This window comes from Kitasatospora sp. NPDC094015 (assembly GCF_040304075.1).
GTDB lineage: Bacteria > Actinomycetota > Actinomycetes > Streptomycetales > Streptomycetaceae > Kitasatospora.
Window position 1 is genome coordinate 183,393 of record NZ_JBEOUL010000008.1, and the last position, 17,589, is coordinate 200,981.

At 76.1% G+C, this 17,589-nt stretch carries 11 protein-coding genes; 7 read left to right on the forward strand and 4 right to left on the reverse strand.

What is annotated here, in order from left to right:
- Positions 1-8 precede the first annotated feature (8 nt).
- The 3 genes from eccD to ABT014_RS13225 form a co-directional block, all read right to left on the reverse strand.
- Positions 9-1,403, reverse strand: a complete 1,395-nt coding sequence (gene eccD, locus ABT014_RS13215; protein WP_350638802.1) for a type VII secretion integral membrane protein EccD — start codon at positions 1,401-1,403, stop codon at positions 9-11.
- Positions 1,400-5,386 (reverse strand): type VII secretion protein EccCa, encoded by a 3,987-nt coding sequence (eccCa, locus tag ABT014_RS13220; protein WP_350638803.1) that lies wholly within the window; start codon positions 5,384-5,386, stop codon positions 1,400-1,402. The genes eccD and eccCa overlap by 4 nt, the downstream gene beginning before the upstream one ends.
- Before the next feature lie 472 nt (positions 5,387-5,858).
- Entirely contained in the window at positions 5,859-6,506 is a 648-nt protein-coding gene (locus ABT014_RS13225) for an AAA family ATPase (protein WP_350638804.1), read from the reverse strand.
- A 366-nt stretch (positions 6,507-6,872) separates the two neighbouring features.
- Here ABT014_RS13225 and ABT014_RS13230 point away from each other — a divergent pair, with 366 nt between their 5' ends.
- The 7 genes from ABT014_RS13230 (at position 6,873) to ABT014_RS13260 (ending at position 17,062) form a co-directional block, all read left to right on the forward strand.
- Entirely contained in the window at positions 6,873-7,751 is an 879-nt protein-coding gene (locus ABT014_RS13230; protein WP_350638805.1) for an ATP-grasp domain-containing protein, read from the forward strand.
- Positions 7,748-8,566, forward strand: a complete 819-nt coding sequence (locus tag ABT014_RS13235) for an ATP-grasp domain-containing protein (protein ID WP_350638806.1) — start codon at positions 7,748-7,750, stop codon at positions 8,564-8,566. Before ABT014_RS13230 ends, ABT014_RS13235 begins: the two co-directional genes overlap by 4 nt.
- A 256-nt stretch (positions 8,567-8,822) precedes the next feature.
- Positions 8,823-9,827, forward strand: coding sequence for a DUF2278 family protein (locus ABT014_RS13240; RefSeq protein WP_350638807.1), 1,005 nt, complete (start codon positions 8,823-8,825; stop codon positions 9,825-9,827).
- Between the two features lie 118 nt (positions 9,828-9,945).
- A complete protein-coding gene (locus ABT014_RS13245; RefSeq protein ID WP_350638808.1) occupies positions 9,946-11,856 on the forward strand; it encodes a glycoside hydrolase family 5 protein in 1,911 nt (636 codons plus the stop codon).
- Between the two features lie 254 nt (positions 11,857-12,110).
- Entirely contained in the window at positions 12,111-13,589 is a 1,479-nt protein-coding gene (locus ABT014_RS13250) for a glutamate synthase subunit beta (RefSeq protein WP_350638809.1), read from the forward strand.
- Between the two features lie 193 nt (positions 13,590-13,782).
- On the forward strand, positions 13,783-15,702 hold the full coding sequence (locus ABT014_RS13255; protein WP_350638810.1) for an FUSC family protein: 1,920 nt from the start codon (positions 13,783-13,785) through the stop codon (positions 15,700-15,702).
- 157 nt (positions 15,703-15,859) lie between these two features.
- A complete protein-coding gene (locus ABT014_RS13260) occupies positions 15,860-17,062 on the forward strand; it encodes an MFS transporter (RefSeq protein ID WP_350638811.1) in 1,203 nt (400 codons plus the stop codon).
- A 70-nt stretch (positions 17,063-17,132) separates the two neighbouring features.
- On the opposite strand, the gene ABT014_RS13265 is transcribed toward ABT014_RS13260, so the two are convergent.
- Positions 17,133-17,567: a CBS domain-containing protein gene (locus tag ABT014_RS13265; RefSeq protein WP_350638812.1), complete on the reverse strand. Its 435-nt coding sequence runs from the start codon at positions 17,565-17,567 to the stop codon at positions 17,133-17,135.
- Positions 17,568-17,589 lie beyond the last annotated feature (22 nt).

Consider the following 17,589-nt stretch of genomic DNA (forward strand, 5'->3'; position numbering starts at 1 on the left):
TCCTCCCCTCAGCTGAAGAGCGCCCGGACGGCGGCGTAGAGATGGACGGTCTGCAGCAGCAGCGGCAACAGCGCCAGGGCGCTGAGGAGTTCGAGGATGTCGCCGGCGTGGCCCCAGATCGGCAGCGGGCGGCTGGTGGCCAGGCGGCGGGCGGCCACCAGCAGCAGCGCGGCGGCGGTCAGCAGCAGCGCGAGCACGGCGAGCCGCGGGCCCTCCCCGGCCGGGGCGACCCGGGCCAGCAGCAGCACGACCAGGCCGGCGGCGCCGGACAGGACCGCGGTCACCCGCTGCACGGTGCCGGTCAGCCCGCGGGCGCGCAGGAGCACGGCCGTCGCGAGCACCAGTGGCACCAGCCAGCCGACCCATCCCGGTAGCCGGGTCAGGTACCAGGAGCCGGCGGTGTGCACCAGGGCGCCCGCCACACCGAGCGCGTCGAGGCAGGCGGTCGCGGTCGCCACCCGCCGCTCCACCCGCTCCTGCGGCTCCGGCTCGATGTCCTCCTGCAACTCCTCCGCGTTGTTGGGCAGTTGCGGGGCGCGCAGCCGGGCGGCGCGCAGCGCCAGGCGCGGCCCGAAGTGGCCGAGCACGAACATCGCCCCGGCCGTCAGCCCGGCCGCCTGGGCGGCGCTCCAGGGCGTCAGCCGGACCAGGGCCGCGGCCGCCTCCGCGGCGAGCGCCGTGAGCAGGGCGGCGGCGCCGGCGGCGACCGGTACGGCGCGCAGCGCCAGCAGCACCGCGGACAGCACGGTCACGGCGCCGGCGGCGATCAACACCCCGCGCGGGTCAGGGTGGTGGCCGCCGGACGCCAGCCCGGCGAGCGCGCCGAACAGTACCGCCGCGCCGCCGGTGAGCAGTGCCGCCGCCCGGTCCCGGGCCAGCCGCCGCGCGGCCACGGCGGCGCCGGCCAGTGCCACTGCGACGGCGCCGGCGACGGCGGCGGTGGACGCGCCCGGCCCGCGGCCGAGCAGGGCCGCCGCCAGGGCGAGCAGCGCCAGACCGGCCAGGGCGAGCGCCAGCAGCCGGGTGGAGCGCGGCTGCCACCGGCCGGCCCGGCCGGCGACCACCTGCGCGACCCCGTCCGCGAGGTCGTCGAACTGCAGGGCGGGCAGCGCGGTTTCGGCGGGCCGCAGGTGGAGCACGTCGCCGTCGCGCAGGCCGAGCGTCTGCGCGGTGCCGGCCGGGTCGAGCGGATCGTCGCCCAGCCGTTGCAGCACCCACGCGGAGCCCGGGTCGGCGGCCGGGCCGGGCAGGGTGTCCAGCAGGAGCGCCTGCAGCGCGGAGACGGTGAGCGTGACGGGGATCGCGAGGTCGCTGCGGCCGGCCGGACCGTCCACGGTGATCCGGCACAGCTCGGGGACGGCGAACGGCTCACGGAGGGCCGTGGCGCGCGGGGCGGGGTTCACGGGGCGGTCACCAATCCGGTCTGCACGAGCCGGACGGACCGGCGGGTGACGAGTTGGGCGCGTCCGGCCGGCAGCGTGCGCGGCCTCGCCTCGCCGAGGAACTTGCCCTCCTCCTTGGGGTAGGAGAGCAGCAGGGCCGGATTGCCGAGCTCCCACAGGGGCCGCAGCACCGGGTCCATCATGGCGCGCGTCGCGCCGGAGGTACTGCGGGCGATCACCATGTGCAGGCCGATCGCCCGGCCGTGCGGGAGCAGCGGCACCAGCGGGGCCAGCGGCGCGGGTTGGCCCGCGGACGCGGCGAGCAGGTCGTAGTCGTCGACGACCAGGAACAGCAGTGGCCCGCTCCACCAGTCACGCCGGGCGAGCCGTTCGGGGGTGATGTCCGGTCCGGGGACCCGCTGGCCGAGCGAGACCACGGTGTTCGCGGCGAGCTTCCCGAGCGACTCCCGGTCGACCACGTAGCCGACCCGGTACTCCTCCGGGACCATGGCCAGCAGGCCGCGCCCGGGGTCGGCCAGCGCGATCCGGGCCTGCTCGGGCGTGTACCGGTCGGTGACGGCCCGGATCGCCAGCCGCAGGGCGTTGGTCTTGCCGGTCTCGTCGTCACCGAACACCATCAGGTGCCCGTTGGCCGCGAAGTCGTGCCAGACCGGCTCCAGCCGCTGCTCGTCCAGCCCCAGGCAGATCCGCAGATCGCCCTCGGCGGGCGGGAGTTGCTCGACCGGCAGGCGGCTCGGCAGCAGCCGCACCCCGGGGGCGGCGGGGCCGGTCCAGAAGGTGCCGATCTCGGCGACCGCCGCCTTGGTGGCCTCGGTCAGGTCGGCGGTCGCCGACTCGCTGTCCAGCCGCGGCAGTGCGGCCAGGAAGTGGTACCCGGACGGCGTCAGGCCCCGGCCCGGTTGGTGCGGGACGGCTGCGGCGATCCGGCTGCCCACCTCGGACTCCAGCGCGTCGCCGAGCCGCAGTTCGAACTTGGTGCCGAGCATGTCGCGCAGCCGGGGCCGGATCTCCGACCAGCGCACCGCCGACGCCACCAGGTGGATGCCGAACGACAGGCCGCGCACCGCGAGTTCCATCACCCGCGGCTCCAGGTCGTCGAAGTCCTGGCGCAGCGTGAACCAGCCGTCCACCACCAGGAAGACGTCCCCGTACGGGTCGTCCACCTCGCCCCGCTCGCGCAGCCGCCGGTACGCCGCCATCGACTCCAGGCCGCGTTCGGTGAACTCGCGCTCCCTGCGCTCCAGGAGCTGGGTGAGCTCGGCGACGGTGCGCAGCACCCGGTCGCGCTCCAGCCGGGTGGCGACCGAGCCGACGTGCGGGAGGCCGGCGATCGAGACCAGTCCGCCGCCGCCGAAGTCCAGGCAGTAGAACTGCACCTCCTCCGGCGTGTGGGTGAGCGCGAGGGAGAGGATCAGGGTGCGCAGCAGGGTCGACTTGCCGGTCTGCGGCGCGCCGACCAGGCCCAGGTGGCCGTCCGCACCGGACAGGTCGGCCACCAGCAGCTCGCGGGACTGCTCGAACGGCCGGTCCACCGTGCCGAGCGGGACGGTCAGCCGCCCCACGCCGGGGTGGTCGGCCGCGCTCATGCCGCGCACCGGGTCGGGCACGATGCCGGGCAGCAGCTGGTCGAGGCTGGGCGATTCGGTGAGCGGCGGCAGCCACACCTGCCGGGCGGGCGGGCCGCTCTCCTCCAGGCGGTCGACCAGTACCTCCAGCAGGCTGCTGGTGCTGCGGGACTCGCCCGCCGCGGGGGCGCCCGGAGTGCCCGCCGGCGGCCCGGGGCGCGTCGGCTCGGCGAGCGGCCCGGCGGGGTCGGGCAGCAGCGGGCCCTGCCGGTCGAGGCCGAAGGCGGTCACCTCGTCCCGGGGCCGGTCGGGGAGTGCCGGCCCCTCGTCCTGGCCGGCCGCCTCCGGCGCCGGCCCGGAGACGTACGCGGCCTTGAACCGGACCAGGTTGGTGGTGTCCACCTTGAGGTAGCCCTGCCCGGGGGCGGAGGGCAGCTCGTAGGCGCTGGCGACGCCGATCACGCTGCGGGACTCCATCGAGGAGAAGGTGCGCAGGGCCAGCCGGTACGACAGGTGGCCCTCCACCTTGTGGATGCGGCTCTCGTCGAGCCGCTGCGAGGCGAGCAGCAGGTGCACCCCGAGGCTGCGGCCGAGCCGTCCGATGGAGACGAAGAGGTCGATGAACTCGGGCTTGTTGGAAAGGAGTTCGGAGAACTCGTCGACGATGATCAGCAGCGAGGGCAGCGGGGTCAGACCGGCCCCGGCGGCCCGCGCCTTCTCGTAGTCGAACAGCGAGGAGTGGCCGGCCTCGCGCAGCAGCTCCTGGCGCCGGATCAGCTCCCCGTTGATCGAGTCCCGCATCCGGTCGACCAGGTGGATCTCGTCGGCCAGGTTGGTGATCACCGCGGAGGTGTGCGGCAGCCGGTCCAGGTTGAGGAAGGTCGCACCGCCCTTGAAGTCCACCAGGACCAGGTTGAGCACCTCGGAGGAGTGGGTGGCGACCAGGCCGAGCACCAGGGTGCGCAGCAGCTCGCTCTTGCCGGAGCCGGTGGCGCCGATCAGCAGGCCGTGCGGGCCCATGCCGCCCTGCGCGGACTCCTTGAGGTCGAGCTCCACCACCTCGCCGTCCTCGGTGACACCCAGCGGCACCCGCAGCCGGGCGGACTGCGCCTGCCGCGGGCCCCACAGGGTGGGCACGTCGAAGCGGTGCGGGTCTCGGATGCCCAGCAGCGTGGTGAGTTCCACGTCCTGCTCCAGCGGACGGTCGAGCAGGTCGACGGCGCCGCCGGTGCGCCGCGGCGCCAGCGTCCGGGCCAGCGTCTCCGCCTCGGCCGGCAGCAGCCGGTCGGCGGTCGCGGACACGGTGTCGGCGCCGGAGGGGATCTCCACCTGCCGCCCGTGCACGCTCAGCCGCAGCACCCTGGGGCCGCCGGTCATCGCCCCGGTGGCGTCCAGCAGCACCAGGTTCCGCAAACCCCCGTGGAGCAGCCGGGAGGTCTCCGGGAGCCGGACGCCCTGGGCGAGGACCACCACGAACGGCTCCGCGATGCTGGGGCCGGCGGCGGGGTCGTGGTCGGGCCGGTCGGCGACGTCGGGGCCGAGCAGCTCCAGCAGTTCGTCGTGGTCGCCGGCCGCGAGCCGGACCGGGCCGGCCGCGTCCTGCCGGGTCGGGTGCGCGGTGTGCGGCAGCCACTTCAGCCACTCCCACTCGGCACGCGCGGCCTCGTCGCCCAGCAGGGCGATCCGCAGCTCGTCGGGGGAGTGCAGCACCGCGAGCTGCGCCACGACGGCCCGCAGCAGGTCGAGCGCCGGTTCGCCGTCGCCGGCCAGCTCCACGCTGGTGAAGCGGCGCAGCGCCAGCGTGACGGGCAGCCGGCGCACGGTCTGGTGCGCCTTGGTGAACCGTCGCAGCGACACCGCCGAGAGCGGCTCCAGGTCCTCGACCGGTTTGGTCTGCGGCGGCAGGAACTCCAGGGCGGCGCGGCGCAGTCCGAGCCCGATCCGGATCTGGGCGAAGTCGTCGTGGCTCGGGCGGCGCTCCCACAGGCGGGGGCCGCGGGCCAGCGCCCAGAGCTCGCCGGGCTCCGGGTTGTCCCACAGCAGGGCGGCCCGCTGCCGGTCCGCGGCCGTCCGGGCCTGCCGACGCTTCTGCGCCAGGTACCTGAGGTAGTCGCGGCGTTCGGCGCGGGTGCGGCGGCGCCGCTCCCCGCCGGAGCGCCCGAGTTGGGTGAGCGTCATGCTCACCATCGCGACGCCCATCATTCCCGACATCATGTAGGTGGTCGGCCCGGCGGAGCGCACCGAGAACATCAGCACCATCGCGCCCGCACCGAGACCCATCGGCAGGTACATCAGCGCGGAGCCGAAATCCAGACCGGTGGGTTCACCCATCACCGGGGGTTCGGCGAGTTCGACCTCGTCGCCCGGCAAGGCGGGACTTTCGGCGCGCGGGGCACGCCTGACCAGCAGATTGCTCAAGGGAGTTCATTCCTTCGTGCGTGGGCACGACAATTCGCATGAGGGACTCTAGGTCGGCCCGCCGGGCGGTGTAAATGCAATCCGGCCGCGAATTCCGGTGTTCACCCGGGCTTTTGCCCGTTCGGGCAGAACCGGTTCGGAATACGAATTGATGAAAGCTCAGGAAATCCTCAAGCGATTGAGGTCAGCCCGGTCGGGAGCGCACCGCGGCCGTCCCGGTGCCGGCGATCCGGGCAGCACTCGGGCACGATCCGGGGAATTCGGGTCCGGAAACCGCATCCGGACGGCGGTGCGGCCGGGTGAACCGGGCAATCGGCCCGGCCCGTCCCACCAGCTGGAACCGCCGGTGCGCGGAAAGCCCGGTACCGACCGGTCCGAAGCGGGCCGGGCCGGCCCGGAACCGTGCGGCGCCGGATGGCCGGATCGCCGTGGTGCGGGCGACGGTGGTGGGCGGTGAGCAGGTGGGCCGTGCTCAGCCGGGGAAGTCGAGGTCCTGGAGGTCCAGCGCCCCGGCCCGGTCCAGCACCACCGCCGAGGCGCAGCCGGCCGGCGGCCCGTCCGTCCCGGCCAGCCGGGCGCGCAACCGGCCGGTGGCGTGCCGGTGCCGGGCGAAGGCGTACCGGGAGACCCGCCGGCCGCGCGCCCGCTGGCCCGCGGCGGCCTCGGCGGGGCTGACGTCCAGCAGCACCAGGTGCAGCCGGCGCCCCTGCCGGGCCGCCGTGCGGGCCAGCCAGCCCCGGACCCAGGGGAGCGTGCCGCAGTCGTGCACCAGCAGCGGGCCGCCCGCGCGCAGCGCCCGGCGCAGCCGCAGGTAGTGGCCGATCCGCACCAGCGGCCGGTACAGCGCGTACGGCAGCCCGCGCGGCAGGCGCGACCGGTACTGCTCGCGGACGTGCTGCGAGTCGATCACCCGGGCCCGGCCGCACCGCCGCAGCAAGGTGGACTTGCCGCTGCCGGGCAGCCCGGAGACCACCACCAGGTCGGCCGGCGGGTAGTGCAGCGCCACCGGGGCGCGGCGGCCCCGCAGGTCGTGCAGTCCGGTCGGGCGCAGCACCCCGCGCGGCCCGGGACGTACGGGTGCGGCGGCCGGCGCGGGCGCCGGCCCCAGGATCTCGCGCACCGCCCCCTCCTTCGCTCCCCGGTGCCCCCGTGCCGGGGAAAGGCTTGACCAAGGAAGGGTAATGGGCGCCGCCCGTGCTGTCCGAGGCCCGTGACCGGGCTGTGGCCCGCCCGGACCGTTCCGGGACGCGGCCGTGACATCCCGGGCGCGGCCGCGGGCCGGTGACGGTGCACGAAGCACCCCGCGGACCTGCGGGCCGCCCCGGACCGTCCGCCCGCCGGGGCCCTCCGCGGGCCCCGCGGCGGCCGTGACCCGGCTGTGGCCGTTCCGGGACGGACCGGGCGATCTTGCCCAGCTGAATCCGTGGCATCCTGAGGCGCTACATTCAGCGCCGCGGTCACCGCGGGGGGACAGGAGTTGTACGGGATGAGGTTCTGCTTCCTGGTCGAGGAGCACTACCGGAACGACGGCATGCCGCTGGACGTGGTGCGCAGGCTGACCGAGTGGGGCCACCAGGTGGACGTCCTGCGGCCGGGCGGCTCGCTGCTCGACCTGGGCGGGCTGGTCCGCTCGGGCCGGCACGACGCCTGGGTGCTCAAGACGGTCTCCGGCGGGCCGGGCCTCGGACTGCTGGAGGCCGCGGCGGGCCTCGGGCTGACCACCGTCAACGACGCCCGGTCGATCCGGCCGGTCCGGGACAAGGCCCAGGCGGCGGTGATCGCCGCGCACCACGGCCTCCCGGTGCCGCAGACCTGGGCGGCCGCGGACCCGGCCGAGTTCGCCCTGATACCGGATCAGCACTACCCGCTGGTGGTCAAGCCCGCCGACGGCAGTTCGGGCCGGGCCGTCCACCTGGTCGAGCGGGCGGACCAGCTGCCGCTGCTCACCGCCGAGCTGGCCGGCGAGGGCCTGCTGATCGCGCAGCCGTACGTCGCCAATCCCGGGCTGGACCTCAAGGTGTACTGCGCCGGCGGCGAGCTGTTCGCCACCGAGCGGACCTCGCCGCTGCATCCGCACCACCCGCACCGCGAACGGCCGGTGGCGCTGAGCGCCGAGGTGGCGGCGGTGGCCGCGCAGGTCGGCGAGGTGTTCGGGCTGGACCTGTACGGCGTCGACGTGCTGCTCGGCCCGGACGGCCCGGTGGTGGTGGACGTCAACGACTTCCCGAGCTTCCGGCAGGTGCCGGACGCGGTGGACACGGTGGCCGGCGCGGTGGTCCGGCTGGCCCGGACCGGCTCCTCCTGGCCCTCGGTGCCCGCCGCCCGCCTGATGCCCTCCTCGGCCGTGATCGGCGGCACCCGGTGAGGATCGGCCTGATCACCCCGGCACCGGACCACCCGCTGCTGGCGGGGGCCGCGGAGTTGCTGCGGGCGGGCGGCCACCGGGTGGAGGTGCTGGCCCCGACGGCGCCGCCGCCCGCCGACCCGGCCGCGGTGTACCTGCTGAAGGCCCGCACCCCGGCCGCGCTGGCGCTCGCCACCGCGCTGGAGGAGCGCGGCGTACCGGTGCTCAACTCGGCCGCCGCCACCGCCTTCTGCCAGGACCGGCTGCTGATGGCCGGCCACGCCGACCGGGCCGGGCTGCCGTTCGCCGCCACCCGCGTCGCGGAGCTGGCCGGGCTGGCGGTGGACCGGCCGCTGGTGGTCAAGAGCCGGCACAGCCGGCGCGGCGACCTGGTGGCCCGGGTGACCAGCTCCGCCGAGGCGGCCGGCCTCGCCGAGCGGTGGCCCGGCGAGCCGGTGGTGGTGCAGGACTTCGCACCGGGCGACGGCTGGGACCACAAGCTCTGGGTGGTCGACGGCCAGGTCTTCGCCGAGCAACGCCGCTCCGAGCTGGCCACCGGGCCCGGTCTGCCGCCGCAGCGCCCGGACCACCTGCCGGAGGGCTACGCGCGGCTCGCGCTGGACACCGGCCGCGCCTTCGAGCTGGACGTCTACGGGGTGGACGTGCTGGACGTCGCCGGGCAGCCGCTGATCGTCGACATCAACGCCTTCCCCGGCATCCGGGGGCAGCAGGGTGCCCCGCGGGCGCTGGCCGAGCTGGCGGTCGAGGTCGCGGCGGGCCGCCGGCACCCGGCCGGACCGGCCGCCCGGCCGGGGGCGGGGACCGTACCGGCGTGAGCCAGGTCGGTGCGCGGGAGCGGGCGGCGGCCGTACCGGAGTGAGCCTGGCCGGTGCGCGGGAGCGGGCGGCGGCCGTACCGGCGTGAGCCAGACCGGTGCGCGGCAGCGGGCGGCGGTCGGACCGGCGTAAACCGGGACGCGCAAGGTTCACTCGAACGTTTCGGCGGCGCAAGATGGCGGCCGCCCCGCTCGGGGAAGGCATCTGACGACCCGCCGGGCCCAGGCCCGGACGCCCCCTGTACCGAGGACCACAGATGCCCCTTCAGCACTACGGCGTGCTGGCCGCCCGACTGATCGCAAGACGCCGCGAGGGCGGTCGCGACACCCCCCACTACCAGCTGCACCTGCGCGACGCCGCCGGCACCGACTTCCGCGCCGCGGTCAAAGTGCTCTCCGACCAGGCCCCGGCCGAGCTGCTCCAGCTGCTGGACGAGGACTTCCGGCACCCCCTGCTGGCCCAGCTGCCGCCCGCCGCCTCGGGCTGGACCGAGCTGCCGCCCGGCCCCGGCGGCACCGGCCCGGACTTCGTCCGCGACGCGCTCCTCGCGCGGGACGCGATGCGCCCGCTGCCCCCCGACCTGCCCGGCGCGGACAACGACCTGGCCGACCTGGTGGACCGGCAGGTGCTGCGGGCGCTCGCCGACACCGCCGCGACCGCGTACGTCTTCGGGCAGCGCTGGCCGACCGAGCCGCACCTGCCGGACAAGGTCTTCGGCTTCCTGCCCGGCAACGGGGTCCACGACATCCACATGAACCAGGGCAACGACCCGGGCCACCGCCGCGACGACGGCGTCCACCAGGACGGCTTCCTGCTGCTGCACATCCCGGCCGAATCCCGCTGGGTGGCGCTCTTCCTGGCGTTCCAGTCCCAGTCCTGGCACACCGACGACCGCACCGGCCACGCGGTGGGCGGCGCGGGCGGGCCGGACGCGCCGGGCGGCGCGCTGCGGATCCTGGCGGCACTGGTCAACCCGGCCGGCCCCGACGACCGGGCCGAGAGCGTCACCCTGGTCAACGCCTCGGCCGCCCCGGTCGACCTCGCCCACTGGCAGCTCGCCGACGCCCAGCACCGGCGCTTCACGCTGCCCGCCCAGCGGCTGGAGCCCGGGGCGACCGTCACCGTCCGCACCGGCGACGGCCTGCGGCTCGGGAACAAGGGCGGCACCATCACCCTGCTCGACCCGGACGGGCGCACCGTGCACGACGTCGCGTACACCGCCGGCCAGGCCGGGCGGGAGGGGCAGCCCATCTCGTTCTGAACGGGTCAACACCCTTGGCGTGGCTGGGGTTTCATGTGAATAATCGTCACATTACCTACGGGTAGTCGAACGAAGAGCGCCACATCCCCCCATCACCCACCACCCTCGGGGCCGGCCCATGAAGACGCTGTTCACCCGTACCCTCGCAGTCCTGGCGACCCTCTCCACCCTGCTCGCGGGCTCCGCCGGTGCGGGGACGGCGGCGGCCCGGCCGGCCCCCAGCACGGCCGCCGGGCTCGCCGCCTCCTGGAGCGGGCCGCTCAGCACCAGCGGCCGCTACGTCGTCGACGCCGCCGGCAATCGCTTCAAGCTCAGGTCCGGCAACTGGGACGGCGCCCAGGGGCACTGGCTGGGCAGCGGCGACACCGCCGACCCGGCCAACCACGAGCACGGCGAACCCTCCGCCGACCTGCCGCTCGGCCTGGACCGGGCGCCGCTCGCGAGCATCCTCGCCGACCTGCACGCGCTCGGTCTCAACAGCATCCGGCTCCCGTTCTCCAACGCGATGATCCACCAGACCGCGCTGGTCCCGGACGCCGCCGTCGCCGCCAACCCCCAGCTGCGCGGCCGGACCGCGCTCCAGGTCTTCGACGCCGTGATCGCCGCGCTCACCGCCGACGGCTTCGCCGTGATCCTCAACAACCACACCACCACCGCCCGGTGGTGCTGCGGGCTGGACGGCAACGAACGCTGGAACAGCGGCCAGAGCACCGAGCAGTGGATCGCCGACTGGGTGTTCCTGGCCGGCCGCTACAAGGACAACAAGCGGGTGGTCGGCGCCGACCTGCGCAACGAGGTCCGCCGCGACACCTGGGACGACCCGAACTGGGGCTGGGGCGACGCCCACGACGAGTACGCGGCCTTCGAGGCGGCCGGCAACCGGATCCTGCAGACCGACCCCGACCTGCTGATCGTCATGGAGGGCATCAACTGGCAGGGCATCCCGCTCGACGGGCTGCCGCACGGCCGGCCGATGCTCACGCCGGTGCAGAACCTCTCCAACACCCTGATCCGCTCCGGCAAGCTGGTCTACTCCGCGCACTTCTACGCCTACACCGGCCCCAACCACAGCGGCGCGACCGGCCTCGGTGAGACCCACGACCCGCGCTACCAGGACCTCACCCCCGCCCAGCTCGCCCAGGTGGTCGACCAGCAGGCCCTGTTCGTCACCCGGGCCGGCCAGCACTTCACCGCACCCGTGTGGATCAGCGAGTTCGGTGCCACCGGCCGCGGCGCCACCGACCCCAAGGAACGCGCCTGGCTCGACGCCTTCACCGACATCCTGGTCGCCGCCGACACCGACTTCGCCGTCTGGCCGCTGATCGGCTGGACCCGCGACGGCGTCCCGCAGGACAACTGGGCGCTGCTCTCCTACGACCCCGCCGGCACCCGGCTCGGCATCGACGACCCCGGCGACTGGCGGGCCGCCGACTGGCACCGCCTGGTCGACGCACCCGGCCGCACCGGACCGGTGCCGCCGACCCCCCGGTGGAACATGCTCGGCCTCGACCACGCCGACCTCGACACCTCCGAACGGATGCTCGCCCTGCCGGACTGGGACAGCGGCGCCCGCAAGGGCAGCTGCCCCGACACCGAACGCCTGACCGGCCTCGCCCGCAGTGACGGCCGCGGCCTGTGCACCGACGCCGGCGGTCCGGCCCGCACCGCGGCGCCGTACCAGGTGGTGACCGACGAGCGGTACGTCACCGGCGGCGACTGGGCCTCCGGCTACAACAAGCTCCAGTGCCCCGACCGGACCTTCGCCGTCGGCTTCAGCGTGCGCGGCAACGCGATGTCCGCGCTGCTCTGCGCCCCGGCGGCGAACGCCCTGCCCACCGGCGGGCACAACGTCTGGTTCGACCACGGCGACAACCGCCCGGCGAGCGGCGGCTCCACCGGCAGCGACTGGGCGCCCGGCTACTACAAGGGCCAGTGCGCGGACGGCGAGTACCTGGCCGGCGTCGCCTACACCTGGCGCTGGCTGCACGGCGGGGTGCCCGACGCCCTGCTCTGCCGCCCGCTGGCCTGATCCGAGGAGCCCGCCGCGACCACGGCCGGCCGGGGCACCGCGCCCCGGCCGGCCCGTGCGATCGAACCGCGGCCCGAACGGACGTATGGTGGCTTGACACGCCGCGTACGACCCCGATCGTCGACCGGCGCGCTGCATGGGACCGGCTCGACGCGCGCTTCGCTCCCCGTCCGGCCACACACACGGTGCACGTTGCGAGCTCAGCGCGGACGATCCGGTGCGGACGACCCCGGCGCGGACGACGGAGGCGGCCGATGGCCGATCCGAAGGCATTCCTCACCACCCCGCGCGTCCTGCGGACCCGCCGCGCGGCCGAGGAACGCGTGCACGACTGGGCCGAGGTGAACGCGCCCGGCGGCCTGCTGCCGATCATCGACGGCCAGGCCGCGCGCTGCATGGACTGCGGCATCCCGTTCTGCCACAGCGAATGCCCGCTCGGGAACCTCATCCCGGACTGGAACTTCCTGGTCTCCTGCGGCGATTGGGAGACCGCCGCGGACCGCCTGCACGCCACCAACAACTTCCCCGAATTCACCGGCCGGCTCTGCCCGGCCCCCTGCGAGAGCGCCTGCGTGCTCGCCGTCGACGGCGGCGACGCCGTCACCATCAAGAACGTCGAGGCCGCCATCGCCGACCAGGCCTGGGAACGCGGCCTGGCCGCCGCCCGCCCGCCGGAGTACCGCTCGGGCCGGACCGTCGCCGTGGTCGGCTCCGGCCCCGCCGGCCTGGCCGCCGCCCAGCAGCTCACCCGGGCCGGCCACACCGTCGTCGTCTACGAGCGCGCCGACCGGCCCGGCGGCCTGCTGCGCTACGGCATCCCGTCCTTCCGGCTGGAGAAGCGCCTGCTGGACCGGCGGATCGACCAGCTGCGGGCCGAAGGCACCGAGTTCCGCACCGGCGTCACGATCGGCACCGACCTGCCCGCCGACCGGCTGCGCACCCGCCACGACGCGGTGGTGGTCGCGATCGGCGCCACCGCGCCCCGCGACCTGCCGGTCGACGGCCGGCGGCTGGCCGGCGTCCACCAGGCGATGGAGTACCTGCCGCTGGCGAACCGGGAGGCGCAGGGGGAGAGCGTGGACCCGCCGGTGCGGGCCACCGGCCTGCACGTGGTGATCATCGGCGGCGGGGACACCGCCGCCGACTGCCTGGGCACCGCGCTGCGCCAGGGGGCGGCCGAGGTCACCCAGCTCGACATCAACCCCTGCCCCGGCGGCACCCGCACGGAGCGGCAGCCCTGGCCGGTCCACCCCAAGGTGTACCGGCTCACCGCCTCGCACGAGGAGGCCCGCGCGCTGACCGGGGCGCCGGACGCCCGGACGTACTCCGCCGTCACCGTGGCGCTCGAGGGCGACCCCGCCGGGCGGGTCAGCGCCGTCCGGTTGGCCGAGGCCGAACCCGCCGGCCGTACCCCGCGCCCGGGCACCGAGCACACCGTCCCCGCCGAGCTGGTGCTGCTCGCCCTCGGCTTCACCGGCCCCGAACCCGACAGCCGGCTGATCCCGCAGCTCGGCCTCGCGCTCGACCCGGCCGGCAACGTCGCCCGGGATACCGGCTTCGGCACCACCGCGGAGGGCGTCTTCGTGGCGGGCGATGCCGGCCGGGGCCAGTCGCTGATCGTCTGGGCGATCGCCGAGGGCCGCGCGGTGGCCGCCGCCGTCGACCGCTACCTGACCGGCGACACCGCCCTGCCCAGCCCGATCACGGCCACGGCGCACCCGGTCAGCCTCTGAGCGGCGCCCGCGGCAGCGGGGACGGCGAGGCGTCTCCGGCGCCGGGGTGGCGGGGGACATCGGGGCGTAACCCGGACGAAGCGGGACCGACAAGCAGGCCGGTTAGGCTCCGGGGGACGCCCGCCGCGCAGGCCTGTCGGTGCCCCGGTGCCCGGACGGCTCTGCGGCCGGGCGGACCGAACCGAGGAGGACCGTGCCCCGCCGCCCACCCGACTGGCTGGCCCATCCGCTGCGCTGGCAGCGCGGCCCGATCCCGTGGGGCGCCACCCTCCGGGGCGCGCTCGGGATGGCGCCGCTGCTCGGCGCCGCGCTGGCCGCCGGCCGGCCCGAGGTCGGCCTGCTCGCCGGGCTCGGGGCCCTGTTCGCCGGGATCAACGACCGGCCGGGCACCCGCCGGGCCGGCCTGGTCCAGATCGGCGGCCCGGCCCTCGGCGGCGCGGTCGGTCTGCTGCTCGGGGTCGCGACCGGCTGGTGGGCGGTGCCGCTGCTGCTGACGGTCGCTCTGGTCTCCGGCGCGGTCAGCGTGGCCGGGCCGGTCTGCTCGGCCGCCGCCCTGCAACTGCTGGTGCTCACCGCCGTCGGCAGCGGCCTGGCCCTGCCGCTGCCCGGACCGACCGCCGCCGGCTGGTACCTGGCCGGGGCGGGCTGGCTGCTCCTGCTGCGGCTGCCCACCACCCCCGGCCGTCGCCACGGCGAGCGGCACGCCGTCGCCGCGGTCTTCGACGCGCTCGCCGGCGCGCTGGACGCCGTCGGCACCCCCGCCGCCGAACCCGCCCGCCGCCGGCTCACCGCCGCCCTCGACCGGGCCGACCACGCGCTGCGCCTGCACCGGCTGCTCCCGCTGCCCGGCGCCGCGCGCGAACGGGCCGTGCTGGCCGGACGCCTGGCCGCCGCGGCGGCCCTCTGCGAGGCGGCCGTCGCCCTGCTCTGGGAGGGGGATCGCCTCCCGGCCCGGCTCGCCACCGGCCCCCGCCGGCTGGCCGCCGCCGTCCGCGCCGGGAACCTGCCGGGCGCCCTGCCGGCCCCGGTCGCCGACACCCCGGCCGGCGCCGCCTTCGACCGCGCGGTCCTCGCCGCCGGCCTCGCGTTCGCCGGCCCACCGGCGCCGGACCGGGGCGGCCCCCGGCGCATCCCGCACCGCGGCGCGCACGGCGCGCACCCCGCCGGCCCGGCCGGACGCGAGTACGGCCTGCGGGTCGCCGTCTGCGTCACCGCGAGCACCGTGGCGGCCCTGCTGCTGCACACCGGCCACTGGTTCTGGCTCCCCGCCACCGCCGCCTTCCTGGTCAAACCCGACTTCGGCCCGCTGTTCTCCCGGGTGGTCAACCGCTTCGCCGGCACGGCCGCCGGGGTGCTGGTCGCCGCCGCCCTGACGGCCGCCCCGGCGGGGCCCTGGCTCACCGTCGCCACGGTGGCTGTCACCGGGGCGCTGGTCCCCGCCGCCGCCCGGCACTTCGCCGTCCAGACGGCCGTGGTCACCGTCACCGTGCTCGCCTTCGTCTCGGCCGCCGGGGACCGCCAGGCCGCCGGCACCCGCCTCACGGACACCGCGCTCGCCTGCGCGATCGTGCTGCTGACCGGCCATCTGCCCCGGCTGTCCGACAGCCGCGCCCGGGTCGGCCACCGCTGCGCGCTCGCCCTGCGCCGCACCCGCGACTACCTCGACCACGTGCTCGCCGGAGCACCCGGCCGCCCCCGCGCCGAACTGCGCCGCGCCGCCTACCACGCGCTCGCCGAGGCCCGCGCGGCCGCGGAGAGCGCCGCCGCCGAGCTCACCGCCGGCCCGGAACCCGACTGGCTGCGCGTCACCGCCCGCGCCGAGCGCATCGCGGACGCCGCCACCGCATGCGCCGTACGGATCGAGTACGGCGCCCCGCGGCCGGACGCCGTGGCGGCCCACCGGATCGGCGTCGCGCTCGACGCGGCGGCCGACGCCCTGGAGCACGCCGCCCCGGCGGCCGACGCCCGGCCCGCGGACCCCCGGCCCGCGGCCCGCCCGGCCCAGGCCGACGGCTGCCGGACCCTGGCCGACATCCTCGCCGAACTCGACCGCATCCAGGCGCTCACCGCCGCCGGAAGCCGGCCACCGGGCCGCCGCCCGGCGGTCGCCTGACCGTCGCCGGCCGGCCGGCGGGTGCCCGGTAGACTGCCCGACGGCGACGCACCGGGCCGCCCGAACCGTCACGGCCCGGCCACCCGCCCGTCCCCTCGGCGGTCACCGGCGATCGCCCGCACCCCGTAACGCCGCAGGGCGACCCCGGAGCCCCCTCATGCCACTGGCGCTCGTCGCCCTCGCCATCACCGCATTCGCCATCGGCACCACCGAGTTCGCCGCCATGGGCCTGCTCCCGCAGGTCGCCGGCGACCTCGGGGTGAGCATCCCGCAGGCCGGCTGGCTGATCTCGCTGTACGCCATCGGCGTGGTGATCGGCGCCCCGCTGCTCACCGCCGCCTGCGCCCGACTGCCCCGCAAGGCCGTCCTGATCGGCCTGGCCGGCCTGTTCACCGCGGGCAACCTGCTCTGCGCGCTCGCCCCCGGCTTCGGCGTGCTCGCCGTGGCCCGCCTGATCACCGGGCTGCCGCACGGCGCGTTCTTCGGCGCCGGCGCGGTGGCCGCCGCCGAACTCGCCGCCCCGCACCTGCGGGCCCGCGCCGTCTCGGTGATGTTCTCCGGCCTGACGGTCGCCAACATCCTCGGCGTGCCGGCCGCCACCCTGCTCGGCCAGCACCTCGGCTGGCGCGCCGCGATGCTGGTGGTGGTCGTGATCGGCGCGGTCGGTGTCGCGGCGACCGCCCGGCTGGTGCCGCACCTGCCCAGCCACCCGCAGGCCGGCCTGCGCACCGAACTGTCCACCTTCCGCAGCGGCCAGCTCTGGGCCGCCCTGGCCACGGTGGTGTTCGGCTGCGCCGGACTGTTCGCCTGCTACACCTACATCACCCCGACGCTCACCGAGGTCGCCGGCTTCGGCGAGGGCTCGGTGACGCTGGTGCTGGCCCTGTTCGGGGTCGGGATGACGCTCGGCAACGCCATCGGCGGGTACGCGGCGGACCGGGCGCTGCGGCCGAGCATCTGCGCCGCGTTCCTGCTGATGTCGGGGGCGCTGGCGCTGTTCGCGCTCACCGCGCACGCGCGCTGGTCGGCGGCGGTGACCGTGGTGCTGATCGGGATGTTCGGCTTCGCGACCGTGCCCACCGTGCAGACCCTGGTGATGCAGAAGGCCCGCCGGGCGCCGACCCTGGCGTCCGGGACCGTCCAGGGCGCCTTCAACCTGGCCAACGCGCAGGGCGCCTGGTTCGGCGGGCTCGCGCTCGGCGCCGGCCTCGGCTGGACCTCGCCGACCCTGGTCGGCGCCGCGCTGGCGGCCGTCGGCTGCGCCATCGCCGTGGTCTCCTGGGCGGCCGACCGCCGCGGTGCCCCGGCGGTCGAGCCCGCGGGGATCGGGAGCACCGAGCCGGTGCCGGCCCCGGTCTGACCGTCCGACGGTGCGCGGACGGCGCGGGGGCCGGGCCCCCGCGCCGTCCGGACCGCAGGCGGGCGCCGGGTCAGTGGCTCAGGTAGATGCTGTCCATGAACTCGATGATCTGGCGGTCGGTCAGCAGGTTGCCCTCGCGGTGGCCGCTGGCCAGGTCCGACTCGCTGATCATGCCGATCAGCTTGCCGTCGTCGATCACCGGGATCCGGCGGATCTGGTGCTGCTCCATCTTCTTGAGCACGGCCTCGATGTCGTCCTCGGCCCGCACGCAGTGCAGGTGCCCGGCCAGCTCCATGGCCTTCATGGTCATCGGGTCCTTGCCCTCGGCGAGACATCGGACCACGATGTCGCGGTCGGTGATGATGCCTTTGAGCATCTTGTCGTCACCGCAGATGGGCAGGGCGCCGACGCCCATCTCGCGCATCATGCGGGCCGCCTCCATCAAGGTCTGGTCGCCGTCGATGCACTGGGCGCCGCGGTGCATGATGTCACGGGCTGTGATCACGGGAGGTCCTCTCCTCGGGCCG

What these genes read in the sequence shown, in the direction of transcription:
- ABT014_RS13240 (WP_350638807.1), top strand. Translation starts at nt 8,823, where the DNA reads ATGCCCCTTCAGCACTACGGCGTGCTGGCCGCCCGACTGATCGCAAGA.
- ABT014_RS13250 (WP_350638809.1), top strand. Translation starts at nt 12,111, where the DNA reads ATGGCCGATCCGAAGGCATTCCTCACCACCCCGCGCGTCCTGCGGACC.
- ABT014_RS13245 (WP_350638808.1), top strand. Translation starts at nt 9,946, where the DNA reads ATGAAGACGCTGTTCACCCGTACCCTCGCAGTCCTGGCGACCCTCTCC.
- ABT014_RS13260 (WP_350638811.1), top strand. Translation starts at nt 15,860, where the DNA reads ATGCCACTGGCGCTCGTCGCCCTCGCCATCACCGCATTCGCCATCGGC.
- ABT014_RS13230 (WP_350638805.1), top strand. Translation starts at nt 6,873, where the DNA reads ATGAGGTTCTGCTTCCTGGTCGAGGAGCACTACCGGAACGACGGCATG.